This window comes from Mycolicibacterium chubuense (assembly GCF_001044255.1).
Taxonomy (GTDB): domain Bacteria; phylum Actinomycetota; class Actinomycetes; order Mycobacteriales; family Mycobacteriaceae; genus Mycobacterium; species Mycobacterium chubuense.
Genome location: NZ_JYNX01000038.1, coordinates 94979 through 110415 on the forward strand (window position 1 = coordinate 94979; position 15437 = coordinate 110415).

At 70.1% G+C, this 15437-nt stretch carries 13 protein-coding genes; 6 read left to right on the forward strand and 7 right to left on the reverse strand.

All coding sequences use genetic code 11. The features are described from left to right. The first annotated feature begins 17 nt into the window (after positions 1-17). Complete coding sequence (locus tag MCHUDSM44219_RS15825; RefSeq protein ID WP_048419202.1) at positions 18-1016, forward strand: alpha/beta fold hydrolase; 999 nt, start codon at positions 18-20, stop codon at positions 1014-1016. On the opposite strand, the gene MCHUDSM44219_RS31540 is transcribed toward MCHUDSM44219_RS15825, so the two are convergent. Further along, positions 996-3545 carry a M4 family metallopeptidase gene (locus MCHUDSM44219_RS31540; RefSeq protein WP_048419203.1) on the reverse strand — a complete coding sequence of 850 codons (2550 nt, stop codon included), beginning with the start codon at positions 3543-3545 and terminating at the stop codon, positions 996-998. The two genes, MCHUDSM44219_RS15825 and MCHUDSM44219_RS31540, sit on opposite strands and share 21 nt — an antisense overlap. A 111-nt stretch (positions 3546-3656) precedes the next feature. On the opposite strand from MCHUDSM44219_RS31540, the gene MCHUDSM44219_RS15835 reads away from it, so the two are divergent. Beyond that, positions 3657-4625, forward strand: coding sequence for an aldo/keto reductase (locus MCHUDSM44219_RS15835; RefSeq protein ID WP_048419204.1), 969 nt, complete (start codon positions 3657-3659; stop codon positions 4623-4625). Positions 4626-4654: 29 nt separating this feature from the next. After that, a complete protein-coding gene (locus MCHUDSM44219_RS15840) occupies positions 4655-6304 on the forward strand; it encodes an alkaline phosphatase D family protein (RefSeq protein WP_048419205.1) in 1650 nt (549 codons plus the stop codon). Here the strand turns inward: MCHUDSM44219_RS15840 and MCHUDSM44219_RS15845 are convergent. Continuing rightward, the gene (locus tag MCHUDSM44219_RS15845) at positions 6276-7730 is read right to left on the reverse strand and encodes a peptide MFS transporter (protein ID WP_048419206.1); all 1455 of its coding nucleotides are present in this window, start codon (positions 7728-7730) and stop codon (positions 6276-6278) included. The two genes, MCHUDSM44219_RS15840 and MCHUDSM44219_RS15845, sit on opposite strands and share 29 nt — an antisense overlap. Positions 7731-7800: 70 nt before the next feature. On the opposite strand from MCHUDSM44219_RS15845, the gene MCHUDSM44219_RS15850 reads away from it, so the two are divergent. Continuing rightward, complete coding sequence (locus MCHUDSM44219_RS15850; RefSeq protein ID WP_048419207.1) at positions 7801-8292, forward strand: DUF427 domain-containing protein; 492 nt, start codon at positions 7801-7803, stop codon at positions 8290-8292. 7 nt (positions 8293-8299) lie between these two features. On the opposite strand, the gene MCHUDSM44219_RS15855 is transcribed toward MCHUDSM44219_RS15850, so the two are convergent. The 5 genes from MCHUDSM44219_RS15855 to MCHUDSM44219_RS15870 form a co-directional block, all read right to left on the reverse strand. Continuing rightward, positions 8300-8575 (reverse strand): DUF732 domain-containing protein, encoded by a 276-nt coding sequence (locus tag MCHUDSM44219_RS15855; RefSeq protein WP_131722318.1) that lies wholly within the window; start codon positions 8573-8575, stop codon positions 8300-8302. 85 nt (positions 8576-8660) lie between these two features. Then, entirely contained in the window at positions 8661-8858 is a 198-nt protein-coding gene (locus MCHUDSM44219_RS31835) for a DUF7160 family protein (protein WP_420094318.1), read from the reverse strand. Positions 8859-8867: 9 nt separating this feature from the next. Continuing rightward, on the reverse strand, positions 8868-9593 hold the full coding sequence (locus MCHUDSM44219_RS15860; protein WP_048419209.1) for a hypothetical protein: 726 nt from the start codon (positions 9591-9593) through the stop codon (positions 8868-8870). Next, entirely contained in the window at positions 9590-10789 is a 1200-nt protein-coding gene (locus MCHUDSM44219_RS15865) for a zinc ribbon domain-containing protein (RefSeq protein WP_048419210.1), read from the reverse strand. Before MCHUDSM44219_RS15865 ends, MCHUDSM44219_RS15860 begins: the two co-directional genes overlap by 4 nt. After that, positions 10786-12366 carry a S53 family peptidase gene (locus MCHUDSM44219_RS15870; RefSeq protein ID WP_109777787.1) on the reverse strand — a complete coding sequence of 527 codons (1581 nt, stop codon included), beginning with the start codon at positions 12364-12366 and terminating at the stop codon, positions 10786-10788. The genes MCHUDSM44219_RS15865 and MCHUDSM44219_RS15870 overlap by 4 nt, the downstream gene beginning before the upstream one ends. A gap of 94 nt (positions 12367-12460) precedes the next feature. Here MCHUDSM44219_RS15870 and MCHUDSM44219_RS30010 point away from each other — a divergent pair, with 94 nt between their 5' ends. After that, positions 12461-12775, forward strand: a complete 315-nt coding sequence (locus MCHUDSM44219_RS30010) for a hypothetical protein (RefSeq protein WP_157868770.1) — start codon at positions 12461-12463, stop codon at positions 12773-12775. 194 nt (positions 12776-12969) lie between these two features. Beyond that, on the forward strand, positions 12970-15435 hold the full coding sequence (locus tag MCHUDSM44219_RS31545) for a cellulase family glycosylhydrolase (protein WP_082162234.1): 2466 nt from the start codon (positions 12970-12972) through the stop codon (positions 15433-15435). Positions 15436-15437: the final 2 nt, after the last annotated feature.

The window sequence follows — 15437 nt, forward strand, 5'->3', positions numbered from 1 at the left end:
ACGCTAGCTTTTCACGCGTGGACGTCTTCGACGAATGGCAACGAGCAGGAACGACTTTCACCTGGGGGTCGACCACACCCGCCAACGGCGGACGCGCGGTCGACGTGTTCACCCGCCGCTGCGGGACCCCGGGCGCCCCACCTCTGGTGTGCGTGCACGGGTTCCCGACCGCGAGCATCGACTTCCGGTCTCTGGCGGACGAACTGGCCGCCGACGTCGAGATCTTCACGCTGGACTTCCCGGGGTACGGCCTGTCGGACAAGCCCCGGGCGCCCTACGTCTACTCGCTCTATGACGACGCGCGGTTGCTCGTGCACGCGATCACCGAGATGTGGGACCTGCGCGAGTACCGGATGATCACCCATGACCGCGGCAGCAGCGTCGGCATGATCGCACTCGCCATGCTCGCCGACCTCGACAACGCCGCGCTCCCGCAGGAGCTGTTCCTGACCAACGCCAACATCTATCTCCCGCTGGCGAATCTGACCGCGTTCCAGGTCGCGCTGCTCGACGACGCGACCGGCCGCGCCACGGCGGCGGCGACCACCCCGCAGATGTTGGCGGCCGGACTCGGCGCCGCCACGTTCCTGCCCCGTCGCGATCTGCAGGACCCCGAGATCGCCGCATTGGCAAGCTGTTTCGCCCACAACGACGGGATCGCGGTGCTTCCCGACACCGTTCGCTATCTCCACGAGCGCGCCGCGGACGAGACCGGATGGTTGCAGCGGCTCTCGGGCATCGGCGTCGACACCACCCTCATCTGGGGGCTGCACGACAGCGTCGCGCCGCTGCGGGTCGCCAATCACGTCTGGCAGGCCTACCTGCGGTCCAAGCCGGGGCGCAACCGCTACTGGGTGGTGCCGGGCGCCGACCACTACCTGCAGTGCGACGCACCGGCCGAGCTCGCGCAGATCATCCGGTTGACGATGGCCGACGGCAGGCTCGACCTGCAGACCATCGGCGACCGACCCGACGGGGCGGTGCTGGTGGATCAATCAGGCGGCGACGACCGATGACGTTGCGTCACTGGGGATTCCGACGGTGTCGAAGGCATTGCCGATCGCGCTCTGCTGCGCGGCGCTCAGGCCGAGGGCACGCGCCGCGCTGAGCACCGCGGCTCGCCCGTCGGTGAAGACCGAATCGGTGCTGAGCCGGTACAGCGCGTGATAGAAGACCGTGGCCCACATGTCGTTCGAGATACCCGCCGTTGCAGGGTCGGTCATCATCAGGTACGCCGCATGGCTGAAGATCGTGCTGTTGACGTGCTCTCCGGCGTCGTCGCCCAGCCCTTTGTAGCGGCTCGCGTACGTGTCGCGGTAGGGGCCCATCGACGTACTGATCGACGTGGGATCGGCCAGGTTGCGCACGGCCCCGAGTTGGGAGTCCTCCCCGAGCAGCCAGCGCTGGGTTCCCGTCTTGTTCTCGATCAGCATGCCCATGATGTCGGCCATCGCCTCGTTGAGAGCTCCGGACTCCCCGTAGTCGAGCACCGAACCGCCCGATGGCCCGCCCACGACGAAGCTGATCACCGCATGGGTGAATTCGTGGCCGATGACGTCGACGGCGGCCTCGAGGTGGCCGCTGTCGCCGAAGGCGAGCTGCTCGCGGCCCGGATCCCAGAAGGCGTTGGCGTAACCGCCGGCCGACCTCTGCGGGTTGTACAGGATGCTGACGTCGACGGGTGCACCGTTGCCGTCGAACGACCTGCGGCCCAACACATCCCGGTAGTAGTCGTAGACCAGCGCGGTGTTGGCGTGGGCGGACACGCCGCCGGTGTTCCAGCCCAGGAGGCCGCGCTTGACCACGGTCCCCGGCAGCACGCCGCCGCCCAGACCGAAGAACGGGTACGACGTCTTGTACGTGGTGATGTCGCGGCCGGCGTCGATCAGACGATAGGTGGTGAACCAGGACGTCGTACGGACGTCGACGGTGATGAGTCGCGTCCTGCCTGCCCAATCCTTGGCGGAGTTCACGGCCGTGAGCGGCACGGCGTTGGGGACGCTGACGAGCACCGTCGCCGTCTGTGCGCCCTCGGCGCCGACCAGCCAGGTGGTCCCCGGCCGGTAGAACAGGGAACGCGGCGCGGCGCCGACGACACGCCACGCGAGGCTGGGGGCCGTCTGGTCGTCGGGGGCGTAGATGACCAGTTGCTTGGTGAACGTCGCGCGAGGGCGTGCGATCGCCGCGATCTCGGCGTTGCCGTCCATCCGGGCGTCGGGTGTCACGTCGAAAGCCGCTGACACGCCCCGGTAGTTGTTGAACAGCCCGGTCACCGTGCCGTGCGCGTCGGTCACCAGGATCACGTCGCTGCCGACGACGGGTATTCCGCCGACGGTCTCGGTGTAGCGGTAGAAGGTCTCGGCAGTGTCTCCGGTTCCGGCCGTGACGGTGGAGATGGCCGCGGGGTCGGCGAAGCCGGCGGCGGCGCCGAGCGTCGCGGCGATGTCGTTCATCACCGCGGCCGCGGCGGCGGCATCGGTGACCACCCTGTCGGTGAAGGGTCCGTCGATGCTGCGGGGCGGCGCGGTGCCGGCGGCCAGGGTGGCGTCGGCGGAGACGGCGATGACGACCTCGGTCGGCCGGTTCGCGCCGAGCAGCCCGAGCAGGCCGTGAACGTGGAGCGGGTTGCCGGGGGTGTCGTCGACGGTGACCGTGAAACTGTCTGCGCGGCCGGCTTTTCCGGCGAACGGGGTGTAGACGAACCCGCCGTCGGCGTCGATACTCACCGTGCCATAGGCCGCGGCTGAGCTGACGGTGTAGGTCAGGGAGGCGTCGTCGTAGTCGGTGGCGTTGAGGCTTCCGCGCAGCGTGCCGTCGGGGCCGGGTCCGGAGGTGGTCGGCGCTGCGGTCGGTCGCTGGTTGTGCAGGGTGTACTGCGACTGCCGTACCGCCAACCACAGCGACTGCACCAGGGCTGAGGCCGGGGCGCTGGGCAGCGGCAGCCCGTCGGGCAGCGGGCGCAGCCCGGACCACGTCAGCACGTCGGTGGCGATGCTCTTCACCGTCACGGGTCGCGCGCTCACCACGCTGCGCAGTGTCGGCCGTTCCGGCGGGGTGTCGACGGTGACGGCCTCGGTCGTGCGGGCGGCCGCCGGTTCGGGGCGGGCGGTGACCGCCGGTGCTGCCGACTCGGGCGTCTCCGGTCCTTCGATGGCAGACCGTTCCGGCGTCGCGGGTGCGTCGGCCTTCTCGGCCCGCGCCTCGACGTGTCGGGCGGCACGACGGTGACGGCCGCCTGCCGTCGACGTGATTCGGGACCCGGCCTCGGTGAGGTTCTCGGTGTCGGCGGGCTCGGTGTCGGCGGGCTCGGTGGCACGGGAGGCCGGCTCGGTGTCGGGAGCGGCGTGCGCGGTGCTGGTATCGGTGTCAGTGCTGGTATCGGCGCCTGCGGCGGCCGCGGACGCCGTAGTGTCGGCGGAGTCGGTGGGAGCGGCCGCGGCGACGCCCGGTCCGGCCGCCAGTCCGATGCCGATCCCGATCAGCGCCACGCCGGTGGACAGCGTCGAGGTCGACCAGCGCTTCTGCGGTCGGTCACACCGGGCCACGGTGACCCCCCTCCGCGAAGGTGTGCTGTAGCGGGGAATTTACCACCACCGACTTCGGATGCGGCCATCTGCGGAGGATTCGCCGGCGCCGGTGTCACCTACCGTGGAGCCATGAAATACATCGACGTGGACGGGGTCGGACGGGTCAGCCGGATCGGCCTGGGGACCTGGCAGTTCGGCTCGCGGGAGTGGGGCTACGGCGACACGTACGCGGCGGGCGCGGCCCGCGACATCGTCTCCCGCGCCCTCGCCCTCGGGGTGACGCTGTTCGACACCGCCGAGGTCTACGGCTTCGGGCGCAGCGAACGCATCCTCGCCGAGGCGCTCGGCGATCAGCGCGCCGAGGTGGCCGTCGCCAGCAAGGTGTTCCCGGTGGCGCCGTTCCCCGCGGTGGTCAAGCAGCGCGCCCGGGCCAGCGCGCAGCGGCTGCAGCTCGACCGCATCCCGCTCTACCAGATCCATCAGCCCAACCCGGTGGTGCCGGATTCGGTGATCATGCCCGGCATGCGCGACCTGCTCGACAGCGGACTGATCGGCGCGGCCGGGGTGTCGAACTACTCGCTGGCGCGCTGGCGCAAGGCCGATGCCGCGCTGGGGCGGCCCGTGGTGAGCAATCAGGTGCACTTCTCCCTCGCCCATCCCGACGCGCTCGACGATCTGGTTCCGTTCGCCGAACGGGAGAACCGGATCGTCATCGCCTACAGCCCTCTGGCGCAGGGCCTGCTCGGTGGTAAGTACGGCGAGCACAACCGGCCCGGCGGCGTGCGGGCGGTGAACCCTCTGTTCGCGCCCGAGAACCTGCGCCGCATCGAGCCGCTGCTGCAGATCCTGCGCGATGTGGCCGCCGACCTCGGCGCCGAGCCGGCACAGGTCGCGCTGGCCTGGCTGATCGCCCTGCCCGGCGTCGTCGCCATCCCCGGCGCGTCCAGCGTGGCTCAACTCGAGTTCAACGTCGCCGCAGCGGACCTCGAGCTGAGCGTGCAGGCACGCGACGCGCTCACCGCCGCGGCGCGGGCGTTCCGTCCCGTGCCACCGACCCGGATCGTCACCGACCTGATCAAGAAGAAGCTGGGGCGGTGACCGCTGCGGGCCCCCTCTAGGCTGTCACGGTGACCCTTCTGCTCGGTCCGGTGCTGCGCCACGTCGGTGACACGACCGCAACGGTGTGGGTGCAGACCGACGCCTCCGCCGAGGTGGAGGTGCTGGGCTGCCGCACCCGAACGTTCGAGGTGCAGGGCTGCCACTACGCCCTCGTTCCAGTCAGCGGGCTGACCCCGGACTCCACCACCGCCTACGAGGTGCACGTCGACGGCACCAAGTGCTGGCCGGAGGCGGACACCCCGTTCCCGCCGAGCGTGATCAGAACGCGGGGGCCGGAGACGGCCGACCGGCTGAAGGTGATCTTCGGATCGTGCCGCTATCCCAAGACCGGCGACGCCAAGCTCGACGAGAAGCTCGGCCTGGATGCCCTGGACTGCTACGCCACCCGGCTGACCTCGATGCCGGTCGACGAATGGCCGGATGCGCTGCTGCTGCTCGGCGATCAGGTCTACGCCGACGAACTGACCCCCGAGGCGCGCCGTCATCTCGCCGGCCGTCGATCAGGGCGGCGCTCCACCAACAGCCGCCCGCCCGACGAGGTGGTCTCGTTCTCCGAGTACGTGGGCCTCTACCGGCACACCTGGGGCGATCCGGAGATCCGGTGGATCCTGTCCACGCTGCCCACCGCGATGATCTTCGACGACCATGACATTCGCGATGACTGGAACACCTCGGCGACGTGGCGGGCCGACATCAACGCCGAGCCCTGGTGGCGCGACCGCATCCGCGCCGGCCTGGCCTCGTACTGGGTGTACCAGCACCTGGGCAATCTGAGCCCGGGCGAACTCGACACCGATGAGGACTACCAGAAGGTGCTCGCCGCCGACGGGGACTGCTGGCCACTGCTCGCCGAGCTGGCCGACCGCGCCGACAGCGAGGTCGACGGCGACAAGGGGCTGCGGTTCAGTTTCCGCTGGGACCTGGGCCGCAGCCGGCTGGTCATGGTGGACTCCCGCAACGCCCGCATCCTCGACGGCGGGGAACGGAAGATGCTGGGCGACCGCGAGTTCGCGTGGGTCGAGCAGCAGGTCGGTGACGACCTGGACAGCGTCGACCACCTGATCATCGGGTCGTCGCTGCCGTGGCTGCTGCCACCCGCGCTCGCCGACCTGCAGACCGTCAACGAGATCGCGGCCGGCCGCGACGGGCTGCGCGGGCGGCTCGGCGAAAAGATCAGGCAGACCGCCGATCTCGAGCACTGGCCGGCGTTCTTCGCGTCGTTCCTGCGGCTCGGCGAGCTCATCGCCGCCGCCGCGTCGTCGCCGCAGGGGCCCGCCACGATCTCGGTGCTGTCCGGCGACGTCCACCACAGCTACGCCGCGCGCGCCGATTTCGGCGTGCCGACGCCGACGCGGGTGCATCAGCTGGTCTGCTCGCCGGTGCACAACTACGTGCCGGCCTTCGTCAAGCCCGCGTTCAAGCTGGGCTGGTCGGCACCGGCGGCCCGGCTCACCCGACGCTGGGCGCGCCGCGCAGGCTCGCCGGAGCTGCCGGTGTCATGGCGCAACCTGAGCGGACCGCTCTTCGGCAACACCATCGCCTCGCTGAACGCGACGGGCCGTCACGCGGAGGTGGTCTTCGAGCAGCCCACCGACGACGGAAACCTGACCGAGGTGACCACGGTCGCGCTCAGTGCACCCCTTCCATCTGGCGGCTGATCCACGGCGAGATGACGAACACCACGGCACCGGCGGCCACCGCGACCACGCCCAGGATGCCGAAGTAGGCGAACTCCCGCGACGAGTCGTAGTAGCCGGCGAGCACCCCGGACATCGCGGTGCCGAGGCCGACCGAGAAGAAGTACAGGGCCATCATCTGTGCGCGGAACGCCTCCGGAGCCAGCTTGGTGGTCACCGACAGGCCGATCGGGGAGAGCAGCAGTTCGGACACCGCGAACACGGCCATGATCGCCATCACGAGCAAGGCGGGCGTCGCCTTGCCCGTCGTGCCGGCCAGCGGCACGAAGCACAGGAACGCCAGGCCCATGCCGATGACGCCGTAGGCGAACTTGCGCGGCGTGGTGGGCGCGCGGTTGCCCAGCCGGGTCCACAGCAGCGCGAACAGCGGCGAGAGCAGGATGATCCACACCGGTTCGATGGAGCCGATCCAACTCGACGGCGCCGTCCAGCCGAAGATCGACCAGTTCATCCTCTCGTCGGAGTAGACGGCCAGCACCGTGAAGATCTGCTGGAACAGCGACCAGAACACCGCGTTGGCGATGAACAGCGGGATGAACGCGCGGACCCGGACCCGCTCTTCGGTGGTGACGTGGCCGCTGCGCAGCATGACCGCGAAATACACCACCGATGCGACGACGATGACGCCGGTGGTCACCTGCGACAGGTTGGCCAGCGTGACGAGCTTCAGCGCGATCGCGATGCCGATCACCACCAGGCCGGCGACCATGACGGCGACGGTCTTACCGATGGCGTTGCGCGGCAACGGGTTCGGTACGTCGCGGCCGTGCTCGCCGAGGTTGCGCCGGAACGCCACGTACTGCGCCAGGCCCAGGGCCATCCCGATTGCGGCCGCGCCGAAACCGTAGTGGAATCCGACGTGGGTCTGCAGCAACCCGGTGATCAGCGGCCCGATGAACGCGCCCAGGTTGATGCCCAGGTAGAACAGCGTGAAACCGCCGTCGGCGCGCGCGTCACCCTTGTCGTAGAGCGTGCCGAGCAGCGACGACGCGTTGGCCTTGAGCGCGCCCGAACCCAGTGCCACGCACACCAGCCCGACGCCTACACCGGTCAGTCCGGGCAGCACGGCCAGTGCGATGTGCCCGATCATCACCACCACACCGCCGTAGAAGACGGTGCGCTCCATGCCCAGCAGTCGGTCGGCCACCCAGCCGCCGAGCACGGTGGACAGGTACACCAATCCGCCGTAGGCGCCGACGATTCCGGTGGCGGTGCTCTGCGGCAGCCCGAGGCCGCCGTCGGTCACGGAGTAGTACAGGTAGTACGCCAGGATCGTGAGCATCCCGTAGAAGGAGAATCGTTCCCACAACTCGACGCCGAACAGGTTGGTCAGTCCGATCGGGTGCCCGAAGAACGTGCGCTGACGCTGATGGTCTCGGATGGTCATGGGTCCAGCGTGCCCCCCGGGGGCGGTGATCGAAACAGGGGAGGCAGAATTTCGGCCTACACTCGGCGGCATGCCCGTACCGGACAAGCCCCGACCTGGACAGGAGTCGGTGTGGGACTATCCCCGTCCCCCACGTCTCGAGGAGTTCGCCGGGTCGATCACCGTCGAACTGGGCGGTCAGGTGATCGCGTCCACCGACCGCGCCTGGCGGGTGCTCGAAACCAGCCATCCCCCCACCTACTACCTGCCGGCCGAAAGCTTCAGCGACGGCGTGCTGCGTCCCGCCGACGGGGCGTCCTGGTGCGAATGGAAGGGGCAGGCAAGCTATTTCGACCTGGTGACGCCGACAGCCGTGGCGCCGCGGGCGGCGTGGACGTATCGGTCGCCGACGCGCGGGTTCACCGCGATCGCCGGGGCGGTGGCCGTGATGGCTGCCGCGGTGGACCGGTGCACCGTCAACGGGGAGGACGTCGTGCCGCAACCCGGCGGGTTCTACGGCGGCTGGATCAACAGCTGGATCGCCGGCCCCTTCAAAGGGGTGCCGGGCTCGATGGGCTGGTGAGTCGCGCTCAGCAGCCGAGGTTGAGGGCGGCGGCGCTGACGATGTCGCTACCGGTCGCCAGTGCGATACCCATCTGCCGGTAGAGGGTCTCGACCGCGACCGGCGCTGGCTGTCCTGCGTCGAGGATCGCGCACGAGATCGAGCCGGCGTTCAGCAGCTGCTCGCGGGTCAGCGACGTGTACACCGGTTCCAGCCCGGCGAGGAACGCGGCGGTGTCGGCGCCGGCCGGCGGCGCCAGCGCCAGTAGCGCGGCCACCGCGGTCGCCCCGCACAGACCAGTCATCACCGATCGGTTCACATCCAGCCCCCTGTCGTCGCTGACATCTTAGGACGGTCGGCCCGTGCCCGGATGACGAACGCGCCCTTCATCAGTCCGCGAGCCAACCGTACTGGCGACCGCAGTCGGCGCATTCGACGTCGAGGAACCAGCGGCTGACCCGGTCGGACCCGGCCGACCAGGTGGGCTGTGACGACACGACCGGTGACGTTCGGCCGCAGTTCCCACATCGGGCCTCGGTCGGAGCGGTCACCCCTCGAACGTAACCGCGATCGACGGCCTTGGCCACCGTCGCTCCTCAGCGGGGTGGGTCGCCCCGCCACGAAAAGCTGTTGACGTATTTGCCCATGTCGAGGGCGAGTTGGACGTTGGCGCCCGACGGCTTGCCGGGGCCGAAGTCCGGCCCGAACTGGTGGTACGGGCCGACGACCGAGGCGACCAGGGCCAGATCGTTCTTGACCGCCACCATCACGATCACCCGCATCCGGGAGTAGCTGCTCGTGCCGCCCTGCGGGTAGTAGTCGATCGCCTCCCCGTAGCCGGGCTGGTAGCCCACCATCGCGTTGGGGATCTCGTAGGCCGTGCGGGGATCCGGAACGTGGGCGCCCACCAGGTCGGTGGCGATCTGGCGCGCATCCCTGCCGCGAGCGGGTTCGCTGAACAGTCGCATCGTCCCGCCCTCCCCACCGGTGAACTCCGCGGTGACGCCCTCGTTCTGCGTGGTGATGCGGTAGGCCGCGCCAGAGGCGGGATAGGAGACCGAGAAGGATCCGTCAGGGGCGGTGAAGCGCGGATTGATGGCGACGGGCGTGCCGGTGGGCGGCCGGCCGCAGTCCGGCGGGCACACGTAGCGCACCGGCGCCGGGGTGGTCTTCGCCGAGATGGCGGCGAGCACGGCGCCGACGATGATGACCGGTATCAGCCATAGCAGCAACACCTTTCGGTGCGAGCTGCGGCGTATGGACGTCGCCTCGTAGCGCTTCCCGCTGACCGCGTAGCCGGGAAAGAACGTGGTGGTGGTCAACGCACGTCGCCGTCGCCGTCAGCGTCGACGGGTTGCGGGCGCGCGGTACGGCGCAGGGCGCGGGAGGACCGCGACGACGCCCGCGCCGCGACTCCGCAGCCCGGGCAGAACGCCATGTCGGGCACCACGTGGCCGCAGTTCTGGCAGAGCACGGGTTCGTCGGCGGCGATCTCGTCGTGCGCCTCGTGCAGCAGCGCCAGGTGCAGGCTGACCCGCAGCAGCAACACGGCCACCGCCGCGACGGCCGTGTACAGCGCCAGCATCAGCCACTGGTGCGAGCGGGAGACGTCGACCAGCCCCAGCGCGATGCTCAGCAGCAGTATCGCCACCGCGAAGAACACCAGGATCGCGCGGGCGAGAACGGGGCGCTGATGCTTCTTGCTCTCCGGGCGCACGAACCACAGTGCGGCGCCGATCAGTCCACCCGTCGCGGCGGAGGTCAACGGCACCGCGACGCCGCGGATGCCCGCTTCGACGACGTAGAAGCTCAGCGGCGCGGTGGCGACGAGCCCGGTGTCGAGCTGGGGCACCAGCCTGGTCATCATCGCCGCCGCGGTGAACATCAGCGCACCCAGCGCACCGATCATGAAGCCTTCCAAGGACTCCCGAGAGGGCGGCCCGATCAGGCGGATGACGACGACGGGAGCGAGCATGAGCACCGCGCCGGCCAACGGGATCGCGATGCCCTCCAGCAGCATCTGCTGGGTGGTCATCCCGACGCCGAGCGCGAACCCGGAGGACCGGTCGAACGCGGCACCAGTGAACAGCGCGAAACCGACACCGAGACCGATGCCCAACACCGCGGTCAGCGCCAGCACGCGGGGCGGCAGGTCACGGAACGCGTCGGCCTCGCGCAGATAGATCAGGAACAGGGTGGGCAGACCGAGGACACCGACGGCGATCAGCGCCGCCGGCATGCGCAGCAGCGCGAAGGCCACCAGCGACACCAGCATGGCGCCCAGGGCCACCCGGAACGCGCCGCGATGCGTCAGTTGCGGGAACAGCGAGCTGACCAGTGACGGCGACAGCACGCTTTCACCCGGCGCGGCACCGAAGTTGCGGATCCGCAACCAGTCCGGGCCCTCGAACTTGCGCGGAGTCAGATGGCATCCGCACAGACCGCAGAACGTGCCCGCGGGAACGTCGACGCGGCAGATCCGGCACTCGGTGGTGGGCGGTTGTTCGTCGTCGCTCATGAGGTCTCCCGTTGCAGATCCGCGACGTCGCGGACCAGGTTACCGACCCTGGGGGTGCCCAGACCGGTGACGAGGTCGTAGCCCGGCGCGGCATTGTCGACGGCGTTGCCGCCCAGGGTCACATCGCGAAACGCCGGCAGGCGTGCGCCCGCGGCGATGCGATAGAGCAGCGGGTTCAGGTCGCCCAGACGTCGGCCCCCGGTGGACAGCAGGTAGTCGTTCATGACCGCGGCGAAGCCGGCCCAGATCGGGGCGGCCTGCGACGTGCCGCCGCCGATGGTCGGCTGGCCGTCGAGGATGAAGCTGACGCCGGTGAACGGATCGGCGACCGCGGCCACATCGGGGGTCAAGCGCCGCCCGGTGTTGCGGTCCGCGGCGACGTTGCCGGCCGCGGCGCCCTGCCACCCGGGCAGATCGAACAGCTCCGACACTCCCCCGCTGGTGCCCAGCGAGAGCGGGATGTCATACCACGTCTGCTCACCGAGCCAGCCGCCACGGGCGTCGGTCGACAGGGTCGTTCCGCCCACGTTGACCATTTCGGGAAGTGAGGCAACCGAATTGAGTCCTACGTTGTCGGCCGCCGGTGCGGACGACCAGTCGTCGCCGCTCTTGCATTCCAGTCCGGCGAGGTCGCCGTTGGCCATGAACGCCGTGGTGCCACGGGTGGAGGCCGCCGTCAACGCCGACCGCGCGGGCGCGAGATCCGTTGCGGTGAGCAGCTTGTCGCAACCCCAGCTGATCGAGAAGCTCCACACCGCGCCGGGGAACTGCCGGTCGACGTCCTCCATCATCTGGCCGATCTTGACGTAGGCGCCGTCACCCTCGACCGTCGGGCGCGCGTTGACCACCACCTTCTGCGCATCGGGCGCGATGGCGTGCACGATCGACAGGTCCATCGTCGTCTCCGCGCTCGATGGACCGGGCGATCCGCCGATCACCGTCGGAGTGAACCGCGGCAACGCGTATCGGGTCGCGAACGCGTCGAGGTCGGCCTGATCGAAGCCGCCGAACGCGAAGATCGCGATCGTCTGCCCCTCGCCGGTGTACCCGTCGCCGAACAGTCCGTCGGCCTCATAGGTGGTGCGCAACGCGGCGGGCGTCAGCCCGAATTCGGGGACGTCGAGCGGCAACTGCCGCGGCTGCGAGGTGCGGTAGGGCGTGTAGCCCAGGATGCGGCCGACGCCGCTGACCTCACCGGCCAGCGCGTCAGGGACGGCGGGTTGGTGGCGCGACGCGTAGAACACCCGACCGTGGCGTTCGCGGAAGTCGTGGACGTCGACGCCGAAAGCGCGCGCCACTGTCTGCGCGCCGCCCTCGACGACCGCCCACTGCTGTCCCGGACGCCACCGCACTGACAGCGACCGGCTGCCGGCCCAGCTCTGCAGGGTGCGCGGTGGGCCGCCGTCACGCAGCTCGACGATGAGTTGTGCGGTGCGGTCGTGCGAGGGTCCGAGATCGACCGAATGCGCCAGCAGCGCGGCGTAGGGCCCGCCGATCACCTCGCCGGGCCCGCCGCGCTGGGAGTCCGGCCCCGGCCCGACACTGGCGGTGAGCAGTACGAGGACGCTCACCACCAGTGCCGCGAGACCGGCGTGCCGTTCAGTGACGATGGGTCACCACGGTCACTGTGGCGCGCGGGGCGCCCCCGGGTTCCTGCCGTTGTCTCCCGCGTTGGGCGGGATCGAGGTGAAGGGGTTGCCACCGGCGGTCCGGGGTGCGTTCTCCGTCGGCGCGGCCGGCGGGGGCGGCGGCGGAGTCGCCGGCGTGGTGGCGGTCGTCGTCGTGGTCGTCGTTGTCGTCGTGGTGGAGGTCTCCGGCGCGTTGCTCTCGTTCGAGCTACACCCCACAGCCAGCCACGCCATCGCCGAGAGGGCGATACCGCCGGCAACCAGCGACAGGCGACTGGTCGGTGATCTCATTCTGTTCCCCATCTGTTCGTCGAGCCGCGAGCGTCCCCAGTTTTCCCGGGTAGCGACTAGATCTTGACATTCCGCCGTCGTCTCGACCAGCGCAAGAGAGTATCTTGCCCCGGTTCTGCCAGTCGGCGCACTGTAGAACGCCGACGACGCTGGAAAATATGCCGTGACGTCACACGGTTCAGTGTCAGCGTAGGCGCCAGGCGTTACAGCCGTTCGGCGATTCGCCGCCGGGGCGGTCACCGGTGACCTATACAGAGGGTCATGACAGGGGCGTCATGCATCGGTCGCGTCGGGGGGCTCGCCGTGGCCCTGGGCATCGGGCTGGCGGTGAGCAGTGGTCTCGCGGTGGCTTCTGCGGACACCGGTGCCGAGTCCAGCCAGGCGTCGGGGGCAGCGGCGGGACCGCAGAGCAGCACCGCGACCGGTCCGAACGAGCGCGACAGCGCGCGGCCCCTCGCGCGGATCGCGAACCGGAACCGGCACGAATCCCGTGCCACCGAGGGCGCCGAACCGGTACGCCAGCCTGCACGACGGGCGCGCGTGCGCATCGACGACGGCCCCACCGGGGCGGAGACGGAACCACCCGCCCGTCGGAAACCGAAGCGGCCGGAAGGCGCCGGCCCCGGCGCCTGGCTCACGGCCGCGGCGGCCCGGCGTGAGCTCGGGACCGACCCCGAGCCGGACACCCCGGTTCGCACTCGTGCCGACGCGCTGACCGTCCAGCGCGCGGCCGACGTGCCGACCCTGGTCGACGCGGTCGTCTTCACCCCGATCCACACGCTGGCGCAGGCGTGGATCACCAGCGACGTCGGGCTCGTCGTCGACACCTACATCAACAGGGTGTTCCGCTCGTACGTGATCGGCAACGGAACGGCCGGCACCGCCGACCATCCCGACGGCGGTGACGGCGGCTGGCTGCTCGGCGACGGTGGCGCGGGATGGAACAGCACGATCGCGGGTGTCTCGGGCGGACAAGGCGGCAGCGCCGGAGCGTTCGGTGTCGGCGGGCGGGGCGGTGAAGGCGGCGCAGGTGCCGACGGAGGGGCCGGCGGTGAGGGCGGCACCGTGATGGGGGTCGGCGGGGCCGGTGGACGCGGCGGACAGGGCAGCGACGCACTCGCCGGTGGTGCCGGCGGGTCGGGCGGCGCGGGGCGCGGTTTCCTGTTGGGCATCGGCGGAGTGGGTGGCGACGGCGGCGCGGGTTCGGGATTGCCCGCCCTCGGCGGCGCGGGCGGTACCGCCGGACGGCTCGGCAGCCACGGCGCCGTCGGGCGTCCCGGCGGGGCCCTCACGACTCCGACGCGCGGGACGCTACCGCCGCTGGGCACCACGGGCACCTGGGTGACCAACGGCGACGGCCAGGTCGTCCTGCTGCGCGGCCTCAACGAGGTGTACAAGATCGCGCCGTACACCCCGGCGGCCAGCGGGTTCGGTGACGACGACGCCGCGTTCCTGGCGGCCAACGGGTTCAACGTGGTTCGCCTCGGCGTCATCTGGAGCGCCATCGAGCCCGAGCCCGGCGTCTACGACGCCGCCTACCTCGACTCGATCGAGCAGACCGTGCAGACGCTGGCCGCCCACGGAATCCACACCGTCCTCGACATGCATCAGGACAACTACAGCGAGGAATTCCAAGGTGAGGGCGCCCCGGACTGGGCAACGCAGGACGGCGGACTGCCCAATCCGAGCAACGGCTTCCCGGGCAACTACTTCACCAATCCCGCCCAGTGGAATGCGTGGGACATGCTCTGGGACAACGCGTCCGCGCCCGACGGGCGGGGCCTGTCGGATCACTTCGCGCTGACGTGGCAGCAGGTCGCGGCCCGGTTCAGCGGCAACACCGACGTCATCGGATACGAGATCATCAACGAGCCGTGGCCGGGCAGCCAGTGGCTGCGCGCCGCCCTCGGCAACGATTTCTTCGGCCGCCAGCAACTGACCCCGCTGTACAACCAGGTGATCGCCGCCATCCGCAGCGTCGACCCGACCACGACGGTCTACCTCGAACCACCGAACCCGGGCGTCTCGGAGATCCCGATGGTCTTGTCGCTGCACGTCAGCCTGGGACCCGTCGAAGATCCCAACACCGTGCTGTCCTATCACGGGTACTGCGGCGGGCTGACGCCGATCTGCGGGTTCATCGCGAACCGGATGGGGACCGCGGCTCAGCGCTACGCCAAGCGACACGACATGCCCGCGCTGCTGACCGAATTCGGCGCCACCGACGACCTGACCATCCTGGCCCGTGAGATGGCGGGTGCGCAGGACAGGCTGCTGGGCTGGATCGAATGGGCCTACAGCGGTGTCGGCGACGTCACCGGCTCCCCCGACACCGAGTGGCTGGTCCGCGATCCGGCGCTGCCGCCCGCGAACGACAACGTCGACGCCGCGAAACTCGCGCTGCTGGCGCAGCCCTACCCCCAGGTGATCTCGGGAGTTCCTCAGTCGTGGTCGTTCACCGACGGCACGATGACTCTGCGCTACAGCACCCGGAAGGCCGATGGCACAGGCGATTTCGCGGCAGGTTCGCAGACCGTCATCACCGTTCCCCAGATCGCTTTTCCTGCAGGCTATTCCGTGTCCGTCACGGGAGGCCATGTCGTCTCGGCACCCGGGGCGCCCGTACTGCTCATCGCGTCGGATGCCGGCGCGAAGAGCGTCGAGGTGGTCGTGACCGGGGTCGCCGCCCGTACCCCTGCGGGCACGGGCGGCGACGTGATCGGCTGATC